Origin of the sequence: Youxingia wuxianensis (assembly GCF_014385085.1) — a bacterium.
Classification (GTDB): Bacteria; Bacillota; Clostridia; order Oscillospirales; family Ruminococcaceae; genus Youxingia; species Youxingia wuxianensis.
Genome location: NZ_JACRTD010000006.1, coordinates 127,064 through 149,875 on the forward strand (window position 1 = coordinate 127,064; position 22,812 = coordinate 149,875).

At 41.7% G+C, this 22,812-nt stretch carries 26 protein-coding genes; 9 read left to right on the forward strand and 17 right to left on the reverse strand.

The window, feature by feature from the left end:
* Positions 1-205 precede the first annotated feature (205 nt).
* Both H8705_RS09455 and H8705_RS09460 read left to right on the forward strand, forming a co-directional pair.
* The gene (locus H8705_RS09455; protein WP_262395530.1) at positions 206-388 is read left to right on the forward strand and encodes a hypothetical protein; all 183 of its coding nucleotides are present in this window, start codon (positions 206-208) and stop codon (positions 386-388) included.
* A 328-nt stretch (positions 389-716) separates the two neighbouring features.
* Entirely contained in the window at positions 717-1,169 is a 453-nt protein-coding gene (locus H8705_RS09460) for an RNA polymerase sigma factor (protein ID WP_262395531.1), read from the forward strand.
* A gap of 343 nt (positions 1,170-1,512) precedes the next feature.
* On the opposite strand, the gene H8705_RS09465 is transcribed toward H8705_RS09460, so the two are convergent.
* From H8705_RS09465 to H8705_RS09535, 15 genes are all read right to left on the reverse strand, one after another.
* The gene (locus H8705_RS09465; protein ID WP_262395532.1) at positions 1,513-1,692 is read right to left on the reverse strand and encodes a hypothetical protein; all 180 of its coding nucleotides are present in this window, start codon (positions 1,690-1,692) and stop codon (positions 1,513-1,515) included.
* Positions 1,667-1,819, reverse strand: coding sequence for a hypothetical protein (locus tag H8705_RS09470; protein WP_262395533.1), 153 nt, complete (start codon positions 1,817-1,819; stop codon positions 1,667-1,669). The genes H8705_RS09465 and H8705_RS09470 overlap by 26 nt, the downstream gene beginning before the upstream one ends.
* A gap of 132 nt (positions 1,820-1,951) precedes the next feature.
* Positions 1,952-2,974: a carbohydrate ABC transporter permease gene (locus H8705_RS09475; protein ID WP_262395596.1), complete on the reverse strand. Its 1,023-nt coding sequence runs from the start codon at positions 2,972-2,974 to the stop codon at positions 1,952-1,954.
* A gap of 65 nt (positions 2,975-3,039) precedes the next feature.
* On the reverse strand, positions 3,040-4,131 hold the full coding sequence (locus H8705_RS09480; RefSeq protein WP_262395534.1) for a carbohydrate ABC transporter permease: 1,092 nt from the start codon (positions 4,129-4,131) through the stop codon (positions 3,040-3,042).
* A gap of 89 nt (positions 4,132-4,220) precedes the next feature.
* On the reverse strand, positions 4,221-5,651 hold the full coding sequence (locus tag H8705_RS09485) for an ABC transporter substrate-binding protein (RefSeq protein ID WP_262395535.1): 1,431 nt from the start codon (positions 5,649-5,651) through the stop codon (positions 4,221-4,223).
* 210 nt (positions 5,652-5,861) lie between these two features.
* On the reverse strand, positions 5,862-6,758 hold the full coding sequence (locus H8705_RS09490; protein WP_262395536.1) for an amidohydrolase family protein: 897 nt from the start codon (positions 6,756-6,758) through the stop codon (positions 5,862-5,864).
* A gap of 214 nt (positions 6,759-6,972) precedes the next feature.
* Positions 6,973-7,767: an SDR family NAD(P)-dependent oxidoreductase gene (locus H8705_RS09495; protein WP_262395537.1), complete on the reverse strand. Its 795-nt coding sequence runs from the start codon at positions 7,765-7,767 to the stop codon at positions 6,973-6,975.
* A 247-nt stretch (positions 7,768-8,014) separates the two neighbouring features.
* On the reverse strand, positions 8,015-9,040 hold the full coding sequence (locus tag H8705_RS09500) for a PdxA family dehydrogenase (RefSeq protein ID WP_262395538.1): 1,026 nt from the start codon (positions 9,038-9,040) through the stop codon (positions 8,015-8,017).
* Between the two features lie 19 nt (positions 9,041-9,059).
* Positions 9,060-10,097, reverse strand: coding sequence for a zinc-dependent alcohol dehydrogenase (locus tag H8705_RS09505; protein ID WP_262395539.1), 1,038 nt, complete (start codon positions 10,095-10,097; stop codon positions 9,060-9,062).
* Positions 10,098-10,138: 41 nt separating this feature from the next.
* Entirely contained in the window at positions 10,139-11,179 is a 1,041-nt protein-coding gene (locus H8705_RS09510) for a zinc-dependent alcohol dehydrogenase (protein ID WP_262395540.1), read from the reverse strand.
* Between the two features lie 281 nt (positions 11,180-11,460).
* Complete coding sequence (locus tag H8705_RS09515; RefSeq protein ID WP_262395541.1) at positions 11,461-13,110, reverse strand: FAD-binding protein; 1,650 nt, start codon at positions 13,108-13,110, stop codon at positions 11,461-11,463.
* Positions 13,111-13,151: 41 nt separating this feature from the next.
* A complete protein-coding gene (locus H8705_RS09520) occupies positions 13,152-13,976 on the reverse strand; it encodes an enoyl-CoA hydratase/isomerase family protein (protein ID WP_262395542.1) in 825 nt (274 codons plus the stop codon).
* Entirely contained in the window at positions 13,949-15,142 is a 1,194-nt protein-coding gene (locus tag H8705_RS09525) for a CaiB/BaiF CoA transferase family protein (protein ID WP_262395543.1), read from the reverse strand. The genes H8705_RS09520 and H8705_RS09525 overlap by 28 nt, the downstream gene beginning before the upstream one ends.
* 34 nt (positions 15,143-15,176) lie before the next feature.
* A complete protein-coding gene (locus H8705_RS09530) occupies positions 15,177-16,643 on the reverse strand; it encodes an aldehyde dehydrogenase family protein (protein ID WP_262395544.1) in 1,467 nt (488 codons plus the stop codon).
* Positions 16,644-16,736: 93 nt separating this feature from the next.
* Entirely contained in the window at positions 16,737-17,738 is a 1,002-nt protein-coding gene (locus tag H8705_RS09535; RefSeq protein WP_262395545.1) for a LacI family DNA-binding transcriptional regulator, read from the reverse strand.
* 389 nt (positions 17,739-18,127) lie between these two features.
* Here H8705_RS09535 and H8705_RS09540 point away from each other — a divergent pair, with 389 nt between their 5' ends.
* Complete coding sequence (locus H8705_RS09540) at positions 18,128-18,499, forward strand: hypothetical protein (RefSeq protein ID WP_262395546.1); 372 nt, start codon at positions 18,128-18,130, stop codon at positions 18,497-18,499.
* Between the two features lie 81 nt (positions 18,500-18,580).
* Positions 18,581-18,751: a hypothetical protein gene (locus H8705_RS09545; RefSeq protein WP_262395547.1), complete on the forward strand. Its 171-nt coding sequence runs from the start codon at positions 18,581-18,583 to the stop codon at positions 18,749-18,751.
* Between the two features lie 4 nt (positions 18,752-18,755).
* On the opposite strand, the gene H8705_RS09550 is transcribed toward H8705_RS09545, so the two are convergent.
* A complete protein-coding gene (locus H8705_RS09550) occupies positions 18,756-19,418 on the reverse strand; it encodes a Fic family protein (RefSeq protein WP_262395548.1) in 663 nt (220 codons plus the stop codon).
* Positions 19,419-19,469: 51 nt separating this feature from the next.
* On the reverse strand, positions 19,470-19,682 hold the full coding sequence (locus H8705_RS09555) for a helix-turn-helix domain-containing protein (RefSeq protein ID WP_262395549.1): 213 nt from the start codon (positions 19,680-19,682) through the stop codon (positions 19,470-19,472).
* A 183-nt stretch (positions 19,683-19,865) separates the two neighbouring features.
* Between H8705_RS09555 and H8705_RS09560 the strand changes: the two genes are divergently transcribed.
* The 5 genes from H8705_RS09560 (at position 19,866) to H8705_RS09580 (ending at position 22,242) form a co-directional block, all read left to right on the forward strand.
* Positions 19,866-20,192 (forward strand): hypothetical protein, encoded by a 327-nt coding sequence (locus tag H8705_RS09560; protein WP_262395550.1) that lies wholly within the window; start codon positions 19,866-19,868, stop codon positions 20,190-20,192.
* Positions 20,193-20,211: 19 nt separating this feature from the next.
* Entirely contained in the window at positions 20,212-20,478 is a 267-nt protein-coding gene (locus tag H8705_RS09565; protein ID WP_262395551.1) for a hypothetical protein, read from the forward strand.
* A 14-nt stretch (positions 20,479-20,492) separates the two neighbouring features.
* Positions 20,493-20,684 carry a hypothetical protein gene (locus tag H8705_RS09570; protein ID WP_262395552.1) on the forward strand — a complete coding sequence of 64 codons (192 nt, stop codon included), beginning with the start codon at positions 20,493-20,495 and terminating at the stop codon, positions 20,682-20,684.
* A 79-nt stretch (positions 20,685-20,763) separates the two neighbouring features.
* The gene (locus H8705_RS09575) at positions 20,764-22,032 is read left to right on the forward strand and encodes a tyrosine-type recombinase/integrase (RefSeq protein WP_262395553.1); all 1,269 of its coding nucleotides are present in this window, start codon (positions 20,764-20,766) and stop codon (positions 22,030-22,032) included.
* 21 nt (positions 22,033-22,053) lie between these two features.
* Positions 22,054-22,242 (forward strand): hypothetical protein, encoded by a 189-nt coding sequence (locus H8705_RS09580; RefSeq protein ID WP_262395554.1) that lies wholly within the window; start codon positions 22,054-22,056, stop codon positions 22,240-22,242.
* The last annotated feature ends 570 nt before the right edge of the window (positions 22,243-22,812 follow it).

Below are 22,812 nucleotides of genomic sequence, written 5' to 3' on the forward strand. Positions count from 1 at the left end.
ATCTTATACTCTGCCTTGGTAGAGGTATTTGTCTTTCCTTTCTGCTGTAGTTATTCTTCAGCTGGGTAAGTTCACTTTCTCCTTCCAACATGACAGGTGGCACCTGCCAGCGTATAGGCGCAGCTGCCCCTTGGCGGAAAAAGACTCTTGAAAAAATACCCTGTTGCCGATATAATAAACCTTGTGCGATTTCGGAGGGATGAAAATGGAAAACGAAAAACACTACATAGCCGTTAATGCCGGCGACAGATATCCGCTTTTGAAAACACCGCAGGACTACACGGAATATTTTAACGAAGCACTCTCGTTTGGAGACTTATCCGATGTGCTTCGGTACATAGAAAAGCACGGCCTTGAACGAATCGTCACAGCCGTGATTAAACGATGACCGCCTACAAGCGGTTTTTTTTACGCGTTGGATCTGGCATTCGGCAGTTTTGCCCGTCAGAAACCATCCATTTGATTTACCCGGATAACAGACAGTTTATCAGATGAATCATCAAAAAAAGCATAGCTTCTGCGCGGGGGTATTATAACTCCTGCACTGAACTGGCAGACCATTATAATGATGAATTAGACGTACTTGTTTTGCGGCGCATGCCGCTTTGCAGGTGCGTTTTGTTATATCTGCGCTTTTTGCGTGGCAGCGTAGGCTGCCGCAGTCCTCCAATCAATTTGATTTTTCAAAAATTTCAAATTGATTGGAGGTACATAGCATGGATGCTGACAAGAAAAGAGTATGGGTCAGCGGTCAATACATTGAAGTGACGGGTGCTGTTTACGATGCCTATATGAAAGGTGATCGAAAAATCCGCTATTTTGAAAATGACCTTAAAACGGAACGGGTCCTGATGGATACCGATGGACATATCAAACAGATCATTCCCAGCCGTGAGGATTCTTTGGACAGGCTTATGGATGATAACGCCGAGCAGTTTACGGACCATCACGAAATTGTTGAGGATATGGTGCTGCGAAAAATCTCTGCAGAGAAGCTGTATCAGGCTTTGGCGGAACTTTCTGAAAAGGAGCGGGAGCTGATCGTTGCGCTGTTCTTCGAGGAAAAGACGGAACGTGAACTTGCTGCTGTTCTTGGAATTTCTCAGCCTGCTGTCCACAAGCAGAAAAACAAAATTCTCAAAAAGCTGAAAACTTTTCTTGAAAAATAAGTTTTAGCGGTTATCAGACCTCTCACTCAACGGTAAATAGAGTGAGAGGTCTATTTTTCTCTCCCCTATGTACCTTGATACTATAAAGTAAAATATACTCCCTTCTAAGTCAACAGTTTTATTATTTTAACTGTCTTCCTAGAAGGAATCATATCAGTATTATACCCAATTCAGTATAATTCTGATTACAGGTGGCAATATACATCCAGCGATTATGCCAGTACAGCATCAGGACTGATATTCAGCTACTCAAAGAAGACGTATCCTTTGGACAATGCCTGTATAGAATCATTCCACAAACGCCAGTATTTCCCATAAATCTATTCCTATTAAACTGCTTCCCTCATATCAGATTTGTTACCATTTTCTTACGCAAATCAGAGAGGCAATCCGGCGATAGTCGTTCCAGATAAAAGTTCAGTGTATCATAATGGGGTATTTCTTTCACTTTCTGATTTCCGGAAATCAGATGCAGAGTGCTGATACAGTTCCCTTCGTTAAAGCTCTCTTCCATCTGACGCATAGTTTCTTGGGTCTTCCATTTCTTCAATCCATGTCGTAAAAAATTTTAAAAAATGTTTAGTTATCCTCATAAAATCTACAATGCTGTAATTATTTTTCTTCTTCTCCCGTTTTTCCGCCTTATTCATTGTTTAATATCCTCCTGTACGAAAAATTTCGTTGCTTTATTTTTCGTACAGGAGGATATTACGTATAAAATATGAAGTTTTTAACGCGAAAAGTTTTTATTCTTCATCTCTGGATTTTCTATTAAGAAATTATCAACCTTTAACCGCACCACCAACTAATCCACGAACGAAATATTTTTGTAGGGAGAAGAACACGGTCAAAGGCACAATCATTGAAATAAAGGCAGCTGATGAGAGTAGGTACCAGTCATTTCCACGGGTTCCAACAAGGTTTGCAATGTCCATGGATAAAACTTTGACCTCATCTCTTCCACCCAGGAAGCAAAGTGAAACCAAATAGTCATTCCATACCCATAAGAATTGGTAAATGGCGATAGACGCCAAGGCAGGCACTGACATCGGTAAAACCATCCGCATGAAGATAGTTGATTTTTTCGCTCCATCAATCGATGCTGATTCAAAAATTTCGCGCGGCAGTTGGCTTATATAGTTATACATATAATACGTGGGAAGCGGCAACCCAAAGGCAGTATGAGCAATCCAAATACCTAAGAACGTGCCATTTAACCCCAGAAAAGTAAACCCTTTTAATACTGGAGACATCACCACTTGCACCGGAACGACTAAAAGTAAGATTATGATTAAGAACATAAGCTTTTTACCAGGAAATTTCATCCAGGCAAATCCGTAAGCAGCCAAGGTTGCAATGAGCACAGGGAAAATCGTCGAGGGGACCGCAGATGCTAAAGTGTTTAGAAATGATCTTGTCATATTGCTACCCTTTACTTTTATTGTGGTTCCGTCGGGCTGCTTGATGTTATACTCTTTTCCACCAAATACCGCCTTGTAATTGTCCAGTGTAAAATTGATGTTGGTCGTCCACCTCTTTTCCTGAACATTAATAAGGCGAGCCATGTTATTTTCCCAAATATAGCGCTTTCCATCAACTGTAATTCCTTGAGTTAATTCCTTTGTTGTGAACGTCTGGTCTCCGACGGTAATCGGTTCCCTTAAGTTGGTATCCTTTGGTAGTTGAATTTGCTCAGTGGTTTCCCAATCCTTATGTGGTAAAATATTCCACCATCCTGTTTCTAAAATATCCTTAGCAGGCCTGAAGGAGGTGACAAACAAACCAAACGTCGGAAGGAACCACATCAAGCAGATAATTCCTAACAGAATATCAACAATCAGTTTAGAGCTTTTCCTCATTTTCTTATGTTTTATAATAACGCACCTCCCTGCTGCTTGCGGAAATTCTTCAGATTTATAAATATAACTGGTGTCACGATAATTAGCAATACAATCGCAATTGTATTTCCATAACCTGCGTTCTGTTGCATGAAGATCTGTCTATAGAAATTAGTTGCCACAACATCAGTACCATACTGTCCACCTGTCATCACCTGAATTATATCAAATACTTTAAGACAGAATACTACAATTGTCGTTGTAACTGTTATTATATCCTTTGCAATATAAGGTATTATTATATCAAAAAAGATTCGAATCTCACCAGCTCCATCTACTCTAGCTGCTTCCATGATTTCCGATGGAATATTTTTTACTGCAGCCGACAGTAAAACCATCGAATAGCCTGTCTGCATCCAGACAAAAATGAGCATCAGGAAAAAATTATTCCAAAAAGGCAGCATTGTTGTCCATGCCTGAGGTTCTCCCCCAAATTTTACTACAATTGCATTCAGAAGACCAATTTGTTGGTCACCAGGCTGATAAAAATATACAAATTTCCAAATTACCCCCGCTGCAACATAGGATATGGCAGTAGGCATAAAAATAATCGTTTTTACTAACTTTTCATAACTGCACCGGTCAGCTAGGGTTGCAATTACCAGACCCAGCGCCACACAAGAGGTTGCCGCGAATAAAACCCAAAGCGCACTGTTACGAAGCGCAATGATCAATTGGCTGTCACTAAAAATAGCTAAATAGTTTGAAAAGCCGACGAACTTACTAGAGCTGGCGTTAAAAAAGCTGTAATATAAGGTCTCAATAGCCGGTAACAGCAGCATCATGGTCAGTAACAACACGGCAATTCCTATATATAAAAAAGGCTGAATTAGATTTTTATATTTGTCAGGATACTGCTCTACAACCCAGTTAATTGAACAGAAAATAAACCCGACACTCAATACTACCAATAAAACTCCTATTATAGCATACAAAACTGAATGCACTTTCAAATTGCACAGGAATTTAATTATCGCCCATAGGAGCCCAACGTCCATGACTAAAATTATAGAGCTTAATAAAACCAGATTTGCGCTTGATTTTTTTTGATTGACGGTTTTCAATAGAAACCTCCTCTCACACATATGGAAAGTCATATCATCAAAAAAGAGGGGTAATCAGGGTTACCCCTCTTTCGCTGTCTTTCAAATAGTTAATCCTCTACGTTGTTCCAACCAGACTGCATCTCTTCCAATGCTGCATCAAGGTCAAGCGTATCACTAAAATAATCGACAATACCTTTCCAGAAGGTACCTGCACCAACTGTAGCAGGCATAGCGTCAGAAGCATCATAACGAATAGTATCAGCATTCTTAAGCACTTTGGCTACCCTTTGGAGCACATCGGTCGTATACCATGAGTCTTCAGCACCGTTCATTGGAGCAATTGTACCACCCATCATAATCCATTGCTTGATGGAATCAGCCGTTGTAAAGTATTCCATGACAGCGCGTACTTCAGGACGATCGTTAAACATAGCATACATATCGCCTTTGATAACAACTGGGATACCATATTCTGGGTCGATTGACGGTAGCTGGAAGAAATCATAATCCTCGCCAGCAACGGCATCAGATGGGAAGAATGGAATCATAAAGTTTGCCTGCTTGTGTAGCCATGCTTTTGGTGGGTTGGTGAACAAGGGCTGTACTGCATCTCCATAGTTTGTGGAAACAATAGATTTTGAACCACCGTATACATAATCTTCATTTTTCCATATCTCTGACATTTTTTCAAAGGCTTTTTTGATTTCAGGAGAAGTGAATGAGAGTTCGCCGGCAACCCACTTGTCATAATTTTCTGGTGAGGTTACACGCAGTACCATATCAGCTACCCATCCAGCAGCTGGCCATCCTGTTGCAGCACCACTCTCAATTGCGATAGACCAGGGGGAACCACCGTCCGCTACAATATCCTCACTGAGCTGGATCAGTTCATCCCATGTTTCTGGGATTTTATAGCCCGCCTCATCAAAAGCGCTCTTCGGATACCATACAAGGCTTGCCACAGCAACACGGTTCATAGCCGCAGCCATGATTTCTCCATTAGGACTATCCATGGTTGTCATATCAATGTAACTATCTTTATATTGCCCCTTTAAATAATCTTCAGATAAAAAAGATTTCAAATCAACTAAATTACCAGCCTCTGCGAAATTAGATAATAATCCCAGAGAGGCAAAGTTTGCAATATCGGGAGGATTTCCACCATCGACACGTATGGTAATTGAAGCCTCGAATTCTTTGGTATTTTCATATTGCAAGTCAATACCTGTATTCTCCTTGAATTCCTTTACACTGGCCTCAAACGCTGCCAAGTCACTGTCACCTATAGAACCCATAATGGTAACTTTCTTTCCCTTAAATTCTCCAGCGTAAGCTCGTTCAACATATCCTTTTGTACTATCATCCGGCGTAACTTCGCCTTGCAACTGCGTACCGGCGGAGTTAGTGCCGCCATCCGGCGTAACTTCGCCTTGCAACTGCGTACCGGCGGAGTTAGTGCCGCATCCAGAAAGAAGCATGGAAAAGATTAAGACAGCGATTCCTACTAAATTCCATATTTTTTTAGTTACTTTTTTCATTTGAATATACTCCTTTACTTTTATAATACTTTTATCCGTTTGCGCAACGGCTAAACGAACTTATTGTGCAAGTGACCTCCTTTCCCATAAGACTAGCTAGATTAAACCAATCCATAATTTATCTCTGATCTAGTTTAAAAAATCTAGCTGCATTTTTGTGCAAGTGACCTCCTTTCCCATAAGACTAGCTAGATTAAACCAATCCATAATTTATCTCTGATCTAGTTTAAAAAATCTAGCTGCATTTTCTCCCATAATCTTCCTTAAGTCGTGTTCTCCCAAATCAAGGCTTTCCATAAAGTCAAGATTCATTTCCGGATCATCGTTATCAGCTCCAAACATGAGACGATCCGGACCAATTATCTCAACAATCCTTTTGATTAATTCACCAGGATCAATTTTGGGATAAACTAAAAATTTGCATATATAAGTCAACATTGAGAAATCGAGTATAATATTTTCATTTCTCAGGGCAACGAGTACAGCATCCTGATACCAGTGTCCACCAACATGGCACAAATCTATTTTTAGTTCCGGAAGATCATAAGCCAGTTCGTCTAGCATTATTGGCATAGCCGGAATCAGCCGATCCACCTCACGGAACGGTGAATAACCTGTATGAAATGCTACTGGAATATCCAGTTCTATGCACTTTTTATAAAAATTATAGATTTTTTTATCGTTAACATCGAATTTGTAATGTCCAGGGATCATTTTTGCTGCTTTAAAACAATGTTCTTTTACCAGAAACTCCAGTGTTTCGATTGATTCTGGGCGAGTCGGGTCTAAACATGCTACACCGTAAAATCGGTTCGGATACAATTCCTGCGCGCGAATAATCCATTCCAACGAAGTACTGGTAGTAATTCCGGTATCCACGTTGTGCTCCCCATAATGATACAAATACTCGATATCGGACGGTATCGCAAACATCATCTTAACATTTGTTTTTAATCTATCCATCTGCGCCACCATTTCCTCAATGCTAAGCAGAAGAAGAGACTCTGCTTCTTCCTGCGTTCGAGGAGCAGCATAAAAGCTATTAACCTCTTTTTTAGGAGGATGTGCATGAGCGTCAACTACAAGAATGGTATTCGACTTTTTCATAAGTTACCTCCATCTTAATATAAACTTTCATATTCCAAATGATAACTCTACTTCCTAGGCTTGTTAATTTTTAACATCATAAAAAGATATGTGTCAGAAGGTCGTATTCGTATGCAATTATCATACTTAATCAGAGTTCCTTACCGATACAAATAGCCATAACAAACACGCCTTTCGATTTTTATCGGTACACAGAGTAAATACTTCATATGTTTCAGATACTTAAACCTGTTTTCATGTAATCTCCGAAAGTAGGCATATGCATTGTCAAACCACCATCAATCACAATTTCCGCGCCAGTCATAAATCCGGACTCGTCTGAAGCTAGAAACACTACAGCATTTGCGATATCTTCCGGTTTTCCGTTTCTCGGGAGCAATGCATGAGATTCCAGCAAATCAAATAGTGGTCCTACATTTGCTGTGGAAGCCTCCGTTACAATGACACCGGGCACCACCACATTACACCGGATATTCTGTTTTCCGTGCTGTGTCGCAATATAGCGGGTGAGATTGATTACACCAGCTTTCGCCGCACCATAGGCAGAAGGGGAAAGATCCCCTACTAGACCTGCTCCGGAAGAGGTATTGATGATGGAACCACCTCCGTTTTTAATCATTATAGGAATGACATGCTTACAGCATAGCATCACACTTTTTAACACCAAGTCCATAGCAAAATTCCAGGTATCCAGATCCATATCCACTACACCTTTATCGCTTTTTTTCGTAGCTCCAGCGTTGTTGTAAAGAATATCAATTCTCCCGAATTCTGAAACCGTCTTATTTACCATTTCCATGACAGAATCTTCATTTGTTACATCGGCCTGTATGGAAATTGCCCGACCGCCCTTGTCCTTGATTTCCTTCACCAGCTTGTCAACCCCATCCATCTTGATGTCAACAGCTACAACCGAGGCACCTTCAGACGCCAGCCTCAGTGCACCGGCATATCCGATTCCCTGACCTGCTCCTGTAATAATCGCAACTTTATCATTCAATTTACCCATAAGAGATTCCTCCTTTATTAAATTGATATGGTTTTCCCCTTCGAAAGCAAAAGCGCTTCAGAAACCTTTGCTGGTTCCAAGGCAAATTCAAGTGATCCGATTTCCGGTTTTTCTATCCTCTAAAATACAATCACAGAAATATTCAAGTTCTCCATAAATGCCCTGTATAAACAAATACTTATTTTCCAGTGTATATTTGCAGTTTCTAGGTTCCCATATCATTGCCCGTGTTTCATTCCATTATCCTTTATTTACCTTTTAAAACATCAGTAAAGTCGACAATGCAAAAGCACATGTTGGCTTCATTTGCTATCCCTTTGCCCGCTATATCTGGTGCACAGCCATGTCCCATGGAAGCCATTGGGAAATTGATATGTGGATGCACAAAATACGCAATATTGTCATCCATATGAGCGCTTTTAAGGCAAACCAGAAGTTGATCATGAAACATATAAATTAAGCCGTAGAGATTTTCCCTTTCTGCGGAAATGGTCATAGTATCCGCAGGGTAAGGTCCATAAACATCATACCCTTCCATACAAAGCTTCTGAATTGCCGGGGTGATGACTTTAATCTCATCATCGCCTATATCACCGCCTTGCCCAGCATGCGGATTCAGAGCAGAAATCCCAATTCTGGGATGCTCGATACCGAACTTTTTCATGCTGTCATGCATCTGCACAACAGAGTGACGAATCGCTTCCTCCGTAATCTTATCTGGCACCTCCCTCAGCGGTACATGCCCAACGATACAGTCGTAATATCTCGGACCTGCTCTTTTCACACACCCCATACGCTGGACACCCAACATATCGTCAAAGAGAGGAAATTCAGAAGGATATTGAGGATTGTAAAGGACCATGGATTCCTTTCTGAGAGGACACAACAGTATGCCATCGATTTTCTTTTTCACTGCATAATCAAGGGACACCTCAAAGGCACGAACCATCAAACGACCTGCCTCACTTGTAATCTCTCCAGCGGGAATATCTTCTGAACGGAAACCTGGTAGGTCAATGAAATATATCGTTTTAGAATCCCACTCCGCCTCATCCGGGTCAGATATGAGGCGTATATTTTGAATCTGTTCTGGAGCGAAAAGCTCCATTTCCTTTAAAAATATTGGGTAACTAGCAATCACCACCGGTATACATTCCAGCGAACCACCCAACTTATGAAACATTTTTGCGGTAATTTCCGGACCGATTCCAGCATGGTCACCTAAGAGTACCCCTACTTTTGGATGTTCTTTATTACACTGATAAAAGTTCATGTTTAGTTCTCCTTACTATTTAGTGTTTCATATCCATAACGACCTTAAAGAACGTTTCCCTCTTCTCAACAATCAAATCGAAAGCATCCTGGATCTTTTCTTTTGGGAATACATGGGAAACTAATGGAGTAAAGGCTTCCACATTCTCACTAAGGATCTTAACCGCCTGATGGAACTCATCGTTATTGTAACTATGGCTTCCAATCAAAGTTGCTTCAGCCGTATTAAAATCTGCCAAAATAAAAGGACGAGGGGTTGAAAGGCTGGAAATTGTAGAGACAAACCCGCCGATGCCAATAGAATGTACGGCATCCACAAAAACATTTTCGTGAGGAGCGGTAATCAATACACCAGTAGCTTTCTCCATTCCGAAATTCTCAATCACTGCCTGTTCCAGGTTCTCACGCTCATTATGAACCGCACGTTCCGCACCACTTATGAGAGCCCGCTCCAGTTTGGTATCATCAATATCGACTGCGATAATACGTTTGAAGCCCATTGCCTTGGCTGCTATAACCGCCATGCTACCAATAGCCCCCGTACCTATAATCACCAGACGTTCCCGATAATCCGGCGGAATTTGGTTCAGTCCATGTACTGCAACCGACAGAGGTTCTGCCAGCACAAAAGTTTTCATATCTACACCCTTAGGTGCTTTAACTACCCAATTTGCAGGAGCATTGAAATATTCCACAAAGGTTCCAACCCAACCTTTAATTCCTGCGTTAATTTTCTTTGCACACATCTGTGGTTTGCCCTGCTTGCACCATTCACATTCCAAGCAGGTTACAACAGGAATTGCTGTAACCATATCGCCTATTTCCAGATTTTCTACATTAGGGCCCTTTTTAACAATAGTTCCTGAGACCTCATGACCAAGTATTACAGGAGGTTTGCGGAATGTATGTAAGCCATTATAGGCATGGAGATCGCTGGCACAAATGCCTGCATAGGCAACCTCGATTAAAACCTCGTCGTCTTTGATATCCGGTATAGGAACTTCTCTTATACCGACCTTATGCACTTCTGTAGCCAACAGTGCTTTCATCATATTCATAATTCTTCTCCTTATCAATCCATTTTGTTGCCTTCAAGCTATCAGGACATTTTTATGACGGCTTTTGAGATACCTTCTTTCTTCTGATCTATTATCTCAAAAGCTTCCTGTGCCTTTTCCTTGGGAAACACATGAGACACGATGGAAGCAAAAACTTCCGCATTCTCACCCATCAATCGAAGAGCTAGTTCAAAATCCTCTCGACCAAAGGAAGCGGATCCCGATATTCTTCCCAGCTTTTCCGTTAAATCCGTCACGACAAAAGGACGAGGCGTTGTAATCGTAGAGATTGTAACTACTCTCTTTTCAATTCCAAGGCAATGCACAGCATCAAGCAGTACATTTTCATGATCAGCAGTAACGAGAACAGCGGAAGCTTTATCTTTTCCAAAAGGTTCCATTCCAAAGGTCTCCACTACAGCATCCTCCAGACTCTCACGGAGGACATTAACAGCTCTGTCTGCCCCGCTCTTAAGCGCCAGGTCCAAATTGAATTCAGAAACATCTGACACCATAATTCTTCCGAAACCCATGGCTTTGGCAGCCACAACAGCAAGAGAGCCAATGGCTCCAACCCCAATTATCAATAGGTTTTCCTTCTCGTTTCCCTGAAATTTCCTAAGTGCGTGGATTGCCACTGATAATGGTTCTGCTAGAACGGCAGTCTTCAGGTCTATATTATCAGGTTTTTTATATACCCATCTAGCTGGTATGTTGAAGTATTCCACAAAAGTGCCTACCCATCCGGAAGTTCCTGGAACTCTAAGCTTTGCACAGTGGACAGGCATATCTTTTTTACACCATATACATTCCCCACAAGAAACAACTGGCATAGCCGTGACCTCATCCCCAATGTTTAGACTGTCAACTTTTACGCCTTTCCTAATAATCACGCCAGACAACTCATGTCCTAGTATTACTGGCGGTTTTCGGAAGGGATGTGTACCATGGTAGATGTGCATATCACTACCACAGATGCCGGCATATTCTACTTTTATTAGGACATCATCGTCACCACATTCTGGTGTGGGAATTTCCTGCATGCTAACCTCGCCTATATTGGTTGCTAATAATGCTTTCATTAATAGTTTTTCCTCCTTTAAATGACATAGTAAATAATTCTAACTTCTTAACAACAAAAACAAATTCCTGATTGTTGAATATTTTTATATAATCCATCAATTGTATTATATAAAAATAAAGGTAAATGTCTATTTTTATTTTTATTTCTATTATATAATATTTTGATATCTATATAATTACTCTCTTCCTTTTCATTCAGTTTCAACAAAATAATACATACTTGAAGAACGTTTTTAGCCTTGCGCTTAAAATCTCAAGTCATATAATTATTTGTACTGCATCAAAGAACAAATGCACGATTGTATAAATTATTTTTTTCAGGATAATCAACTCTATGATGACTCCCCCTGCTTTCCTTTCGTTGTAAAGCAGAAATTGCCATTATTTGAGATGTATACATCAAAGAATACAGTTCAAAATTCCGTAGATTTATTACATTGCCCAGAGGTGCATTATTAATTTCCTTTTGCAGCTGGTCCACCATTTGTAAAACAAAATTCAAACTGACTTCTGATCGATTGATGAGAAGATTCTCCTGATTGCATTCTTTCAGCCGCAGAATCATTCCTTCTGTATCGATCACTCTGAGTAACAATTCCTTTTTTCTATCAACAAACTTGGCAACCAACTGGGAATCTAATTTGGTCACAGGATTCTGCAGCGCACTTAGCGCAGCATTTTTACCAGCAATTGCGCCAAACACCTGACATGTTACCATCATGTTGCCACCCAGACGGTTAGCACCATGTGAACCTCCTGCAACCTCTCCAGCTGCAAAAAGTCCAGGAATTTTGGTGGAAGCTGACTTATCGATCACCAAACCACCGCTTGTGGCATGAGCAAACACCGCAACTTCCGCTTTTTGCTTCAGCAGGTCAACACCTTTATGCAGCATATAATCCCTTGCAATAGGCCACATATGATGAATTCCACAGTCATCTTCCAACGACTGTATATAGCTGTCCGTCATATGTGACAGATCTGCCACGATACCCCCGTGTTCAGTTCCTCGACCATTGCATATTTCCTTGTGTGCAGCAATCTCCAAATATTTTGAAGCATCACTTGTTGAGAAAGGAAAATGTCGCCTATGCTCATGCATCACATCATAACTTGATAGTCCCTCAGGCAAGTAGTTAGTCAAAAACTCCATATTTTCCCCATTATAAAGGCGTGGCATTCCTTCCCAAAGATAAGCGTTGAACATGTTTATCACCGGATGAGAAAAACACATCCCAACCTGCATGAATTCCATGTTAATCAACTTGGCTCCCGCTTCATGTCCAATTGTGTAACCATCACCAGTAACATCCAATGGGTTCATATTTCGAAGAAAAGCCTGTGTGGTTCCCCCTGTAGCCAGTACAACACTACCAGATTCAATGATGAAGCTCTTTCCTTCCGCATCCCAGCCAAATGCTCCCGCACAGCGTTCGCAATCCATAAGCAGACCTGCAATCGTCACTCTATCCAGTATCTGAATTTTGTGTCGTTTCTTAATCTGCTGCGTCATAGCCTCTATAATAGGTTTTCCATGTCCACGAATAACATGGGTCCGGGCAGACTCAGAGAAACAACTCTTGAATATATAGAAGTCTCCATCCTCCATTTCGAATGAGACCCCCCACTCTATGAGGCGAGAAATTGTATCCGGCGCCTGTTCCGCTAACAGTTGAGCTAGTGCTGGATCAACCATCCCCTGGCCTGCACTTACAATATCTTCATAATGTCTCTCAATATCACCAGGCACATCTGGATTACCTGCATTGTATCCTGCCATTTCCGCCACGGGGAAACATGTAGCTCCAGCATTTCCTAGCGGCTTTTTGCTCACCATCAGTACACGAGCACCGCAATCAGCAGCTTCTATTGCTGCACGGCAAGCTGCACCTCCTGCACCTATCACCAAAACATCTGTCTGAAATCGCATAATACCTCCATATGTAAACGTTTATATATCATTCAAAAAAATCATCGAAATTTTGGTACCCGCTTGTTCAAAAATGCGTCTACACCTTCTGCACAGTCTTCCGTCTTGAACACCGTTTTACTAAATGCCAGATTTTCATAAAAGCACTCTTTATTCGGCTTTAACCACAACTCACGTACTCCCTGTTTAATAAGTTTGATTGCTTCAAATGGCTTCTGTGCAATCTGTTCAGCAAGTTCCATTGCTGTCTTTTTGACCATACCTGCCGGAGCCAGACGACTAACAAGACCATATTCCAATGCCTGTTGAGCTGTCAAAAGTTCGCCCGTATACATCATTTCAACGGCCTTTGAAGGGCCCACAAGTTTTGCCAGTCGGAACAAGCCTCCGCTACCGGGGAATACACCAAGATTTATTTCCGGAAGTCCGATATGCCCGGTTTCAGACATAATACGAATATCACAGGCCATGCTCATTTCGCAGCCACCGCCCAATACATGTCCCTCCATAGCAGCAATTACCGGCTTGCTTAACTGCTCAATTGCATCAAAACATAAATTTTCATTTTGAAGCTTTTTCCCAATAACATTATCCCAAACTTGTGGAAATTCATTGATATCGCTACCGACACAAAATGCCCTTTCTCCACTTCCAGTAAGAACCACTACACGTACCCGACTATCTTCTTCCAGCTTATGGAGCACATCACTCAGTTCCGCTCTCAAACCAAGTGTCACCAGATTAAGCGGCGGGTTGTTTAACGTAACCACTGCCACTTTCGGATTACTCACATCCACAATTACCAGATTATTTGTATATTCCATAAATAATTCCTCCATTAATTCTTCTTTGAGCCTGGCGACCACACAACGCCCTCCTCTGACAATTCACATAATTCCTCAGTTTGATAGCCAACCTCCCTTAAGACTTCTTCGGTATGTTCTCCAAGTTCTGGAGGTAAGCGGCGAATTCCAACTGTATCGCCATCATATTTGTTGGCGTGTCCCAAAACTTTCACTTCTCCCGCCACTGGATGTTCCATTGTCAAGATTGCGTTGTTGTATTGTACCTGCTCATCCTGCAACACCTGTTCATATTCGTTTACAGGTGAATACCATATTCCTTTTGCTTCTAATATATCGATCCATGCTTGCGTTGTCTTCTTTTTCATCTCCTGACAAACAATTTTATCAAATTCCATCCGGTCATCCATCTGGTCTTTTGCTGTATATCCATCTAATACATTTGGAGTAAAAATCTCCCGCAACTGATCAATCGGCACCAGAGAAAGTGTAATATATCCGTCCAGTGTGGCATATACACCATAAGGACTCTGATGGATACGCGTGGACAATCCGGTGGTTGGACGTTCAATAAACTGCCCTCCATTCATATAATACCCCAGAGCCTCAATCTGCAGATCCAGAGCAGCGCCCAATAGACTTGCTTCAATGCGATGTCCCTGGCCTGTCCTTTCCCGGTCATAAACGGCACTGACGATTCCAAGAGCCGCAAGGATAGCACCATGTTGATCCACTGCTGCAGTTCCGATAGGGGTAGGTGGGGTATTTCCATTTCCGGTGAGGGAAGCAAGACCACTCATGCTCTGAATCAACAGATCCTGACCCGGTTTTTTCAAATTTGGCCCGCTGGATCCGTACCCGGAACAAGAGCAATATATAATCTGCGGATTAACCTCTTTAAGAGCCTCATATCCCAATCCTAATTTGTCCATCACTCCAGGTCGGAAATTTTCAATTACGACATCGTACTCCTGAACAAGTCTTTTTATAATTTCCCGTCCCTTTTCACTCTTCAGGTCAATAGCAATCGCGCGCTGGTTACGGTTGGCAAGAAGGAAAAATACACTGACCCCATTCTTGTATGTATTACATCCACTCCAATGGCGTTCATAAGCCCCCTTTGGCGCTTCAACTTTGACAACGTCAGCTCCCAAATCTGCGAGGGCCTGTGCTGCGCTTGGTCCCTGTAAATAATGTGTAAAGCTTAACACTTTAACTCCTTCTAACATAATAAATCTCCTTTTACACTCTCATAGAAAAATATTAATTATTACTGAAATCCACACTGTTCAAAACATTTTTCATTACATAGCACTTCGGTTGACTGAATTCTTCGAGTGTTATTGCAATACCTTCACGTCCGATACCAGAATTCTTGAACCCTCCAAATGGCATATCCATATGACGATAACTGCCTGCACCGTTCACAACCACCATGCCCGCCTTTATTCTAGCTCCAATGGCAATGCCCTGTGTTGCATCTTTAGCAATAATTCCTGCCTGCAGACCATATTCTGTTTGATTTGCAATCTCAATGGCCTCTTCTATTGAATGATATCTTATGATGGTCATGACAGGTCCAAAAATCTCCATGTTCTTCGCAACATCCATATCACTGGTTACACCATCCAACAACGTCGGGGTTAAAAATACATCATCTTTTATCTCACCACCGCACACACATATAGCTCCCTGCCGAACAGTTTCATCAATCTGCCTTTTAACTTCTGCAGCAGCTTCCGCATTAATCAAAGAGCCTAATTCTGTTCGAGGATCCAAAGGATTACCCTGTCTTACTTTAGCGATACGCGCTTTCACCTTTTCCACAAAGGCATCCGCTATCGTATCAGGTACCAATGTACGCTTGCTAGAACAACAAACCTGACCACCATTGAGGGTTCTGGTACTTACCAGCTGGTCAGCTGCATAGTCCAAATCTGCATCTTCAGTCAAAATCAAAGGGTCATTTCCGCCCATTTCCAAGAAAACCCGATGTAATTGCGGCGCAGAATCTTCATACACTGCCCTGCCAACTTGAGTACTTCCGGTAAAAGTAATTGCAGCTATACGAGGGCTTTTATTTATATACTGCGAAACAAATTTTCCACTTGCATACAAAAGCTGTATCGTTTGGTGTGGCACACCGGCCTGTGTCAGCAAATCAGCCATGATTAAAATAGGCATTGGATCACTGCTTGGCATCTTTGCAATAACAGAGTTTCCCATGAGAAGCGCAGGAACTGTCTTGTGTGCAAATAATTCTACCGGTGCATTAAACGGAACAATACACATACACACACCTAATGGCTCCCGGCGGGTAAAAATAATATCATTTTCCAGCCCTGGCTGATTTTGGGGCATAACCTCGCCATATTCATGATTTGCCTTTTCTACATATCCGCGTGTAAGTGCAACCGTCAGACTCACCTCGCCGTGGCATTCAGAAATCGGTCTGCCCATATTACGGCAAAGAGTCTCTGCAACACGTTCTTCGTTTTTCTCCAGCAGATCGGCAAACTTGTTCATGATCTGCGCCCTACGGTAGAGTGGTGTATTTTCCCAGATAGCAAGCCCTTCTTCTGCATAAGACAACACACGTTCAGCATCTTCGTTCCCTTCCGCCAGCGGCAATGTTCCCATCACTTCCCTAGTGACTGGATTTTTAATATCTACCGTAGATCGTTTCGCCGGATTACTGCCATATGCGTAACCATTTAAATAAAAACTCATTTTGCAACCTCCATTTCTATCGATATTATATAAATCAGAAACTTGCCCAAATCCTATGCTTCTTGCAAACTTTTCGGCAATTCCCAACTTTACTTATTTATCAGGCGCTTCCGCCACTGAGTCACGAGCTATAACTTTGCCCCGCAGTTTTACTGGTCGACTAGGACTCTCTCCATTCATCAGCGCCAACAGATAATCTACTCCCAGCTTGGCAAGTTCTTCTTCTGGTTGCCAAAAAGTCGTCAAAGCAGGTTCAATCATTGCAGATGTAGAAATATCATCGTATCCCGCTACCGATACATCTTGCGGGATCCGTAGGCCCAATTCATTAAGTGCGCTATAGATACCAAAGCAAAGCATATCGTTCCCGGCGAAAAATGCCGTCGGCGGATCCGGCTCTCTCATCCTAGCCGTCACTCTGTCGTGTGCATCATGCATATCGACGATATCATAGAAAATATTTTTCACATTTACATCCAGCCCTGCAGCACGCAAAGCGTCCTTGGCTCCGTCAAAACGTTCAAAATAAATTGGATTGTCAAAACTCGGAAACAACATGGCAATCTTCTTGTGTCCATTCTGTATCAGATGATCCATCATTGCATAGCCGCCATAATAGTTATCTGTAGGTATACACGCCTTCACATCCGGAAAATTTCGATTTAAAAAGACATAAGGAATTCCGTAATCTTCAAGTTTCAAAATATGTTGAATACTTTGGGAGGTAGGCAGTACAATCACTCCATCTACACTTCTGTCCTGTAATAGCCCTACCATCCGTTTTTCTTTTTCAACGCTTTCATTTGTATCGCAGAGCAAAATCATATATTTATTCTGATCCGAGTATTGTTCAATATATTTTGTAATCTTAATATAATAAAGGTTACAAATATCCGGTAGTAATAATCCTATCGTGTTTGTATTGCCGGTTTTAAGGCTGCGCGCTGTATGATTCGGCTTATAATCCAACTCATGAACCGCATTCATAACCTTTTTTCTTGTTTCAGGACGAATGTAATTCTTATCAGCAAGTACTCTGGAAACTGTGCAAATAGATACTCCTGCCAAATTGGCCACATCTTTAATTGTAGACATTGATAATCCCTCATATGCATTTCTATAAACGTTTATATATTTTCTTGTATTCATTATATCTAATAAATACCATAATGTCAACTTTAATATTTCTTGATTTGCTACAAAAACTTATATTTTAAATGAGATATTTTGTCTTTTCCAAATAAAATATCCCGTAAGTTCTCCAAACCAGATACAAAGTTTACTGAGGAAATGACCTATGGCATGTTAACTTCCGGAAGCTGTCTTTTAACATGACAGTACTTTTAATCTTACGAAAAGAGAGAAAAGCTTTCTTGAAAGATCTTGGGCTAAAACCTTTGCTGAAAAGGTGTTTCCTGCCATTGATGAAAAATTTTTTCAGTTCTTTATAGCGACAAGGCTTCTCGCCCCAATATGATTGTTTGATGGGTGCTTGCGATGAACTGTTTAAGCCAAAGGACAAAACAAGTCGTTACACAGACTTTTTCACTGTCAATCCCGATGAACCAGACAAGGTATATTCCCCTGTCTACGCTGATTATATCGCCGTACTGGATACCGTTCCGCAGTTGCAGGACGTGAGCGCAAAGAAAAGCGGCTTGTCTATTTCAGAGAAGCAGAAAATTGATTGGTATTTCCGTGATTTACCCGAAAACGCCAATAAAACACGGGTTGCAGAGTTTGTGCGAGATGTTATGCAGAAACACCCGGAAATTACTCCGCTTCTGAAACTCTCAAAATATAGCGAAGCCGTTGAGATTGTAGAAATTGCAGAAGCGGCAGACAAAAAAGAGTAAGCGACTTTCAGGCAAAGACAAACGCCCTTACCCGACTATGGGCGAGGGCGTATCTTTTTACCATTTTTAAGGAGTTTTAAAATGAACAACGAAAAAATTTTATCCATTTCAAACCCTGTTTTAACGGATTCCCAAATTAACGACCTTGCACGACCATTGATAGGGATTTTAGAAGCGTTCTACCAAGACCCCCAGAATGAGCAGTCATTTCAAGAGTGGTTGAAGCAACAGGAAAAACACACTTCCAAATAGAAGGTTATATGCTTATTCCCTGTATGCAGTTGTCATAAAGGAACTGTTTGAGCGTTTCCGGCTTTCCATTGTTATAAAAATCAAGCAGTAAAGTATTAAACTCTTCCATGTGCTTGTCTGTGATCGTGAGCATACCCGCCCCGGCAGAAAGCAGGATTTTGTTAGCGACTGTCATACTGGTTCGCTTGTTACCGTCCCAAAAGAACTGCCCTCTTGCGCCCCATGCAAAGGCCGTTAAAGCCTTTTCTGTTGCGGTGGTATCTTTACCCAATATGACTTGCAACTCCTGTTCTACGTCCGTTTGGGCGGGTATAGGCGGCGTATAATCTGTACCCGATATACCTACTGAACCGGTGCGCAACTTTCCCCATTCAAGAGCTTCATTGCGTGCAATAAATCCATTTAGCTTACAGATATAGTCAAGCGTTAGCGGCTCTGAAATGGTATCCAGCAGAAAACGCCATGCGTCCCGCATATTCAAAACGGCCATTACGTCATCAAGCTGTACATTGGGAACATTCACGCCGTTTAAGATGGTTTTTGTTTGCGGGAAAGTAACGGCACGGTTTTCCATACGCATACCGCAATAAACATTTTCGTCCCACTTTTTCTTAGCAAGAAAGCGACTTTGCGCCGGGGACAGGTGGTATTTATCAGCGAAATTCAAGGTTTTACCCTCCTTTCCGACTTTGGTTAGCGACTTTGACACAGAAAATTTTCAAATTTTCATTCCGTCCTCAAATGAAAAGTAAAACGGTATATAAGAAGCGTCTAACGCTTTTGCAATCGCTTTTAATTCATCTTCGGTAAAAGTAGAACGCTTTAGTTTTTGATTGAAATTAGAAGCCGTCATACCTATAGCAAGAGCTAATTTAGCTTGGCTTATTCCCTTGTATGCGGCGGCTGTCTTTATTTTCTGTTCCATGCTCATTCTGTTCACCTCTTTTCAATATATGCATATATTATATGGCGTATTCTTAAAAATGTCAAGTTATCAATTGATATACTACAGTATATACGAAAAATAATTAAGAAAAATATTAATAAATCGCTTGGCAACATTAAGCGAATACTGTATAATGTAATTAAGATAAAGAAAGCGAGGTTTTTCATTATGAAAATGAACAACACGACATTGATAGTAAACGCCGCTCTTAATGCTGAAATCTTCACAGAAGAACAGGTACAGCAGTTTTTAGAGCAAACCGGAGAAATCCCGCTGCATACCTTTAAAGGTTGGAAAGAGCGGGGTTATATCGTCCGCAAAGGGCAAAAAGCCGCTTTAAAATGCGACATTTGGAAGTACAGCAACCGAGTTGAAACAGTCCCCGCAAAGACGCAGGACGGACAGGAAACAGAAGCAGAGATAGACACGAGCCATTATTATAAAAAGCTGTCTCACTTCTTCACTGCTGAACAGGTCGAGCCGGTAAAGGCTTGAAAATAAAGGAGGTTGCACAATGAACATCAACGAAATCATGAAAGAGCTTGCACAGTATAAACGGTTGCAGGACGAAACAGCCGCCATCATTGAGGGCTTGACGGACAAAATCAAGCAGTACATGACGGAAAACCAGCTTGAAACGCTCACCGGGGACGAACATAAAGCCACCTATAAAACCGTTATAAGCTCCCGCATTGATACCACAGCATTAAATAAGGCATTGCCGGAAGTGGCTACAGCCTATACCAAAACGACAGAAGCACGCCGTTTTACATTCGCATAAAGGAGGAAAATAAAATGGAACAAGAATATATTACAAACCCAAATATCAACGACGGCGAGCCTGTACCCGTGTATGAGATGGGCAAAGTTGAACCCGGTTCTCCGCTTTGGGAGATGGCGCAGAGTATGCCCACTTTATGGGAAGTCATTCAGCAACAGCAAAAAGAAAATAGCTCCAATCTCACCGCCGCCACAGCCGTTAGATAAAGAGCTATTACATACCCGGAGCGGGTACAACCCTATTATATTATATCCGCTCCCAAATTTCAAGAAAGGAGCCGAAACAATGGCATCATACAGGCCGCGTAAAAACAAGTTCGGGCAAATTATCAGTTATGAAATCAGGGTTAGCCGGGGATATGACCCAGTAACCCGCAAAGCTCTAAAGCCCTACACAATGACATGGAAAGTCCCGGACGGATGGAGCAAAAACAGGATAGAGCGGGAATTAAACAAGGTTGTCGCAGAATTTGAAGCCGCTTGCAAGCGCGCGGAGATTTTAACACGGGAGGAACGGAAAGCCCAAGCCATTGACAGAGTAGAACAGGCAAAGCGGGAACAGGCAGAGCAGGAACGCAAGCCCACATTTACCCGGTATATAGAAATGTATATTAAAGAGAAAGCGGCATTTGCACCCGGCACACTGGAAAATTACCGCACAGCATTACAACGCGCTGCCGCCGTTTTCGGTGATATGAAGATGGCGGACATTACAAATTTAACTGTAAAGCAGTATATCAACGATTTACAAACCAGCGGAAAGAACCAACTCAACGGCAAGCCATTAGCCCACAAAACAATATTAAAACACTATATTGTTTTACACGCACTTTTTGAAAATGCCGTTGAAAATCAGGTGATAGCGGTTAGCCCAATGCAGAACATGAAACGCCCAAAGCCGCGAAAGGACGAAACGCCAAAAGAACCAGTTGTTTATACTGAAAGTGAAGTCCAATATATTTACAGGTGCTTAGATAATGAGCCGCTAAAGTGGAAAGCGTTTATCATGTTTGCTATTGATAGCGGTTGCCGCCGCGGTGAGATTATCGGCTTGAAATGGTCTGAAATTGATTTTAAAACCGGAAAAGTCAACATTTGCCGCAATGCCCAATACACAGCCGGAAAAGGCACTTACATCAGCACCACGAAAAATAGGAAAAACCGGGTGATCTACCTAAATCGTCCCGTTTTGACAGTATTGGCAGAATGGAAACAGCAACAGGCGCTTTTGCATTTCGGGCAAGGCATACCGTTAAACGGTTTCTGCTTCACTCAGGACAACGGCGAAATGATGAACCCACAAGCCCCTACATCCTATTTATCCCGGTTCGGAAAGAAATATAATTTGCCGGGGATTCACCCCCACGCCCTACGCCATACAATGGCTACGCTTTCCATCGCCAACGGAGCCGATATTGTGAGCGTTAGTGAAAAATTAGGACATGCTGAACCGTCAATAACGCTAAACGTTTACAGTCATGCCAACGAGGAAGCCCAACGGCGAGCCAACGAAGCTTTAGCACAAGCTATTTACAAAAACCAGAAACAAGCATAAAATAAAAGGAGATAACCACATATGAACAGCGTTTTACATTTAGAAGATACCGCATTGAGATTGAAAGCCCTTGTAACCGTTATGAGCGCAACAGACAGCGACAATGAACAGGCATTGCAGGAAATGCCAATTGTAGCGGGTATAGCGTCAGAAATGGCAGAGCGGTTATATTGTGCAATCGCAGACGCAAAAGCGCAGGAGGTAAGATAATATGTTATTTTGGATATGCCTGTTGATTTTTCCGTTTATGCTATTAGCAGAGTTATTGAAGCGGAATAAGTAAGACAAGAGCCGCCCGGATTCGTCTGGGTGGTTTTTCTTTGCGCAGTGCATTTATTTTCCGACCAAAAAGAAATTGATATACAAAGCGGTTGTAACTGAATTAAGGTGGCTTTGTAACAGTCGTAGCGGACCCGATTAGTTACGCAGATACTTTGTATATCTTGTCATAGATTGCCGTATCTTATTATATCTTACACAAAATCGCATTTGTAACTAAGTAACTGCTGTAACTGCCGTTTTTATAAGAAGCATGTAAAAAATATTATAACGCTCTATTTTTAGTTGCCTAATGGGTTTTTAATGGGTTTTATTCATATATAGGGAAAAGAAAAAGCCTGTAAACAGGCGAAAAACCGCATGAATACAGGCTTGTTGATTGTATTGTAATTATCTCTTGGAAAACTGAGGAGCGCGGCGGGCTGCTTTGAGTCCGTACTTCAATCGTCTGAGCGATGATTTTCCTTGATATTCCGGGCTTTTTTGAGCCTCGGCCCCTCG

Coding starts and splice junctions, on each gene's coding strand:
- H8705_RS09455 (WP_262395530.1), top strand. CDS start 206: ATGGAAAACGAAAAACACTACATAGCCGTTAATGCCGGCGACAGATAT.
- H8705_RS09460 (WP_262395531.1), top strand. CDS start 717: ATGGATGCTGACAAGAAAAGAGTATGGGTCAGCGGTCAATACATTGAA.
- H8705_RS09465 (WP_262395532.1), bottom strand. CDS start 1,692: ATGCGTCAGATGGAAGAGAGCTTTAACGAAGGGAACTGTATCAGCACT.
- H8705_RS09470 (WP_262395533.1), bottom strand. CDS start 1,819: ATGAATAAGGCGGAAAAACGGGAGAAGAAGAAAAATAATTACAGCATT.
- H8705_RS09475 (WP_262395596.1), bottom strand. CDS start 2,974: ATGTGGTTCCTTCCGACGTTTGGTTTGTTTGTCACCTCCTTCAGGCCT.
- H8705_RS09485 (WP_262395535.1), bottom strand. CDS start 5,651: ATGAAAAAAGTAACTAAAAAAATATGGAATTTAGTAGGAATCGCTGTC.
- H8705_RS09490 (WP_262395536.1), bottom strand. CDS start 6,758: ATGAAAAAGTCGAATACCATTCTTGTAGTTGACGCTCATGCACATCCT.
- H8705_RS09495 (WP_262395537.1), bottom strand. CDS start 7,767: ATGGGTAAATTGAATGATAAAGTTGCGATTATTACAGGAGCAGGTCAG.
- H8705_RS09500 (WP_262395538.1), bottom strand. CDS start 9,040: ATGAACTTTTATCAGTGTAATAAAGAACATCCAAAAGTAGGGGTACTC.
- H8705_RS09505 (WP_262395539.1), bottom strand. CDS start 10,097: ATGAATATGATGAAAGCACTGTTGGCTACAGAAGTGCATAAGGTCGGT.
- H8705_RS09510 (WP_262395540.1), bottom strand. CDS start 11,179: ATGAAAGCATTATTAGCAACCAATATAGGCGAGGTTAGCATGCAGGAA.
- H8705_RS09515 (WP_262395541.1), bottom strand. CDS start 13,110: ATGCGATTTCAGACAGATGTTTTGGTGATAGGTGCAGGAGGTGCAGCT.
- H8705_RS09525 (WP_262395543.1), bottom strand. CDS start 15,142: ATGTTAGAAGGAGTTAAAGTGTTAAGCTTTACACATTATTTACAGGGA.
- H8705_RS09530 (WP_262395544.1), bottom strand. CDS start 16,643: ATGAGTTTTTATTTAAATGGTTACGCATATGGCAGTAATCCGGCGAAA.
- H8705_RS09535 (WP_262395545.1), bottom strand. CDS start 17,738: ATGTCTACAATTAAAGATGTGGCCAATTTGGCAGGAGTATCTATTTGC.
- H8705_RS09540 (WP_262395546.1), top strand. CDS start 18,128: ATGGGTGCTTGCGATGAACTGTTTAAGCCAAAGGACAAAACAAGTCGT.
- H8705_RS09545 (WP_262395547.1), top strand. CDS start 18,581: ATGAACAACGAAAAAATTTTATCCATTTCAAACCCTGTTTTAACGGAT.
- H8705_RS09555 (WP_262395549.1), bottom strand. CDS start 19,682: ATGAGCATGGAACAGAAAATAAAGACAGCCGCCGCATACAAGGGAATA.
- H8705_RS09560 (WP_262395550.1), top strand. CDS start 19,866: ATGAAAATGAACAACACGACATTGATAGTAAACGCCGCTCTTAATGCT.
- H8705_RS09565 (WP_262395551.1), top strand. CDS start 20,212: ATGAACATCAACGAAATCATGAAAGAGCTTGCACAGTATAAACGGTTG.
- H8705_RS09570 (WP_262395552.1), top strand. CDS start 20,493: ATGGAACAAGAATATATTACAAACCCAAATATCAACGACGGCGAGCCT.
- H8705_RS09575 (WP_262395553.1), top strand. CDS start 20,764: ATGGCATCATACAGGCCGCGTAAAAACAAGTTCGGGCAAATTATCAGT.
- H8705_RS09580 (WP_262395554.1), top strand. CDS start 22,054: ATGAACAGCGTTTTACATTTAGAAGATACCGCATTGAGATTGAAAGCC.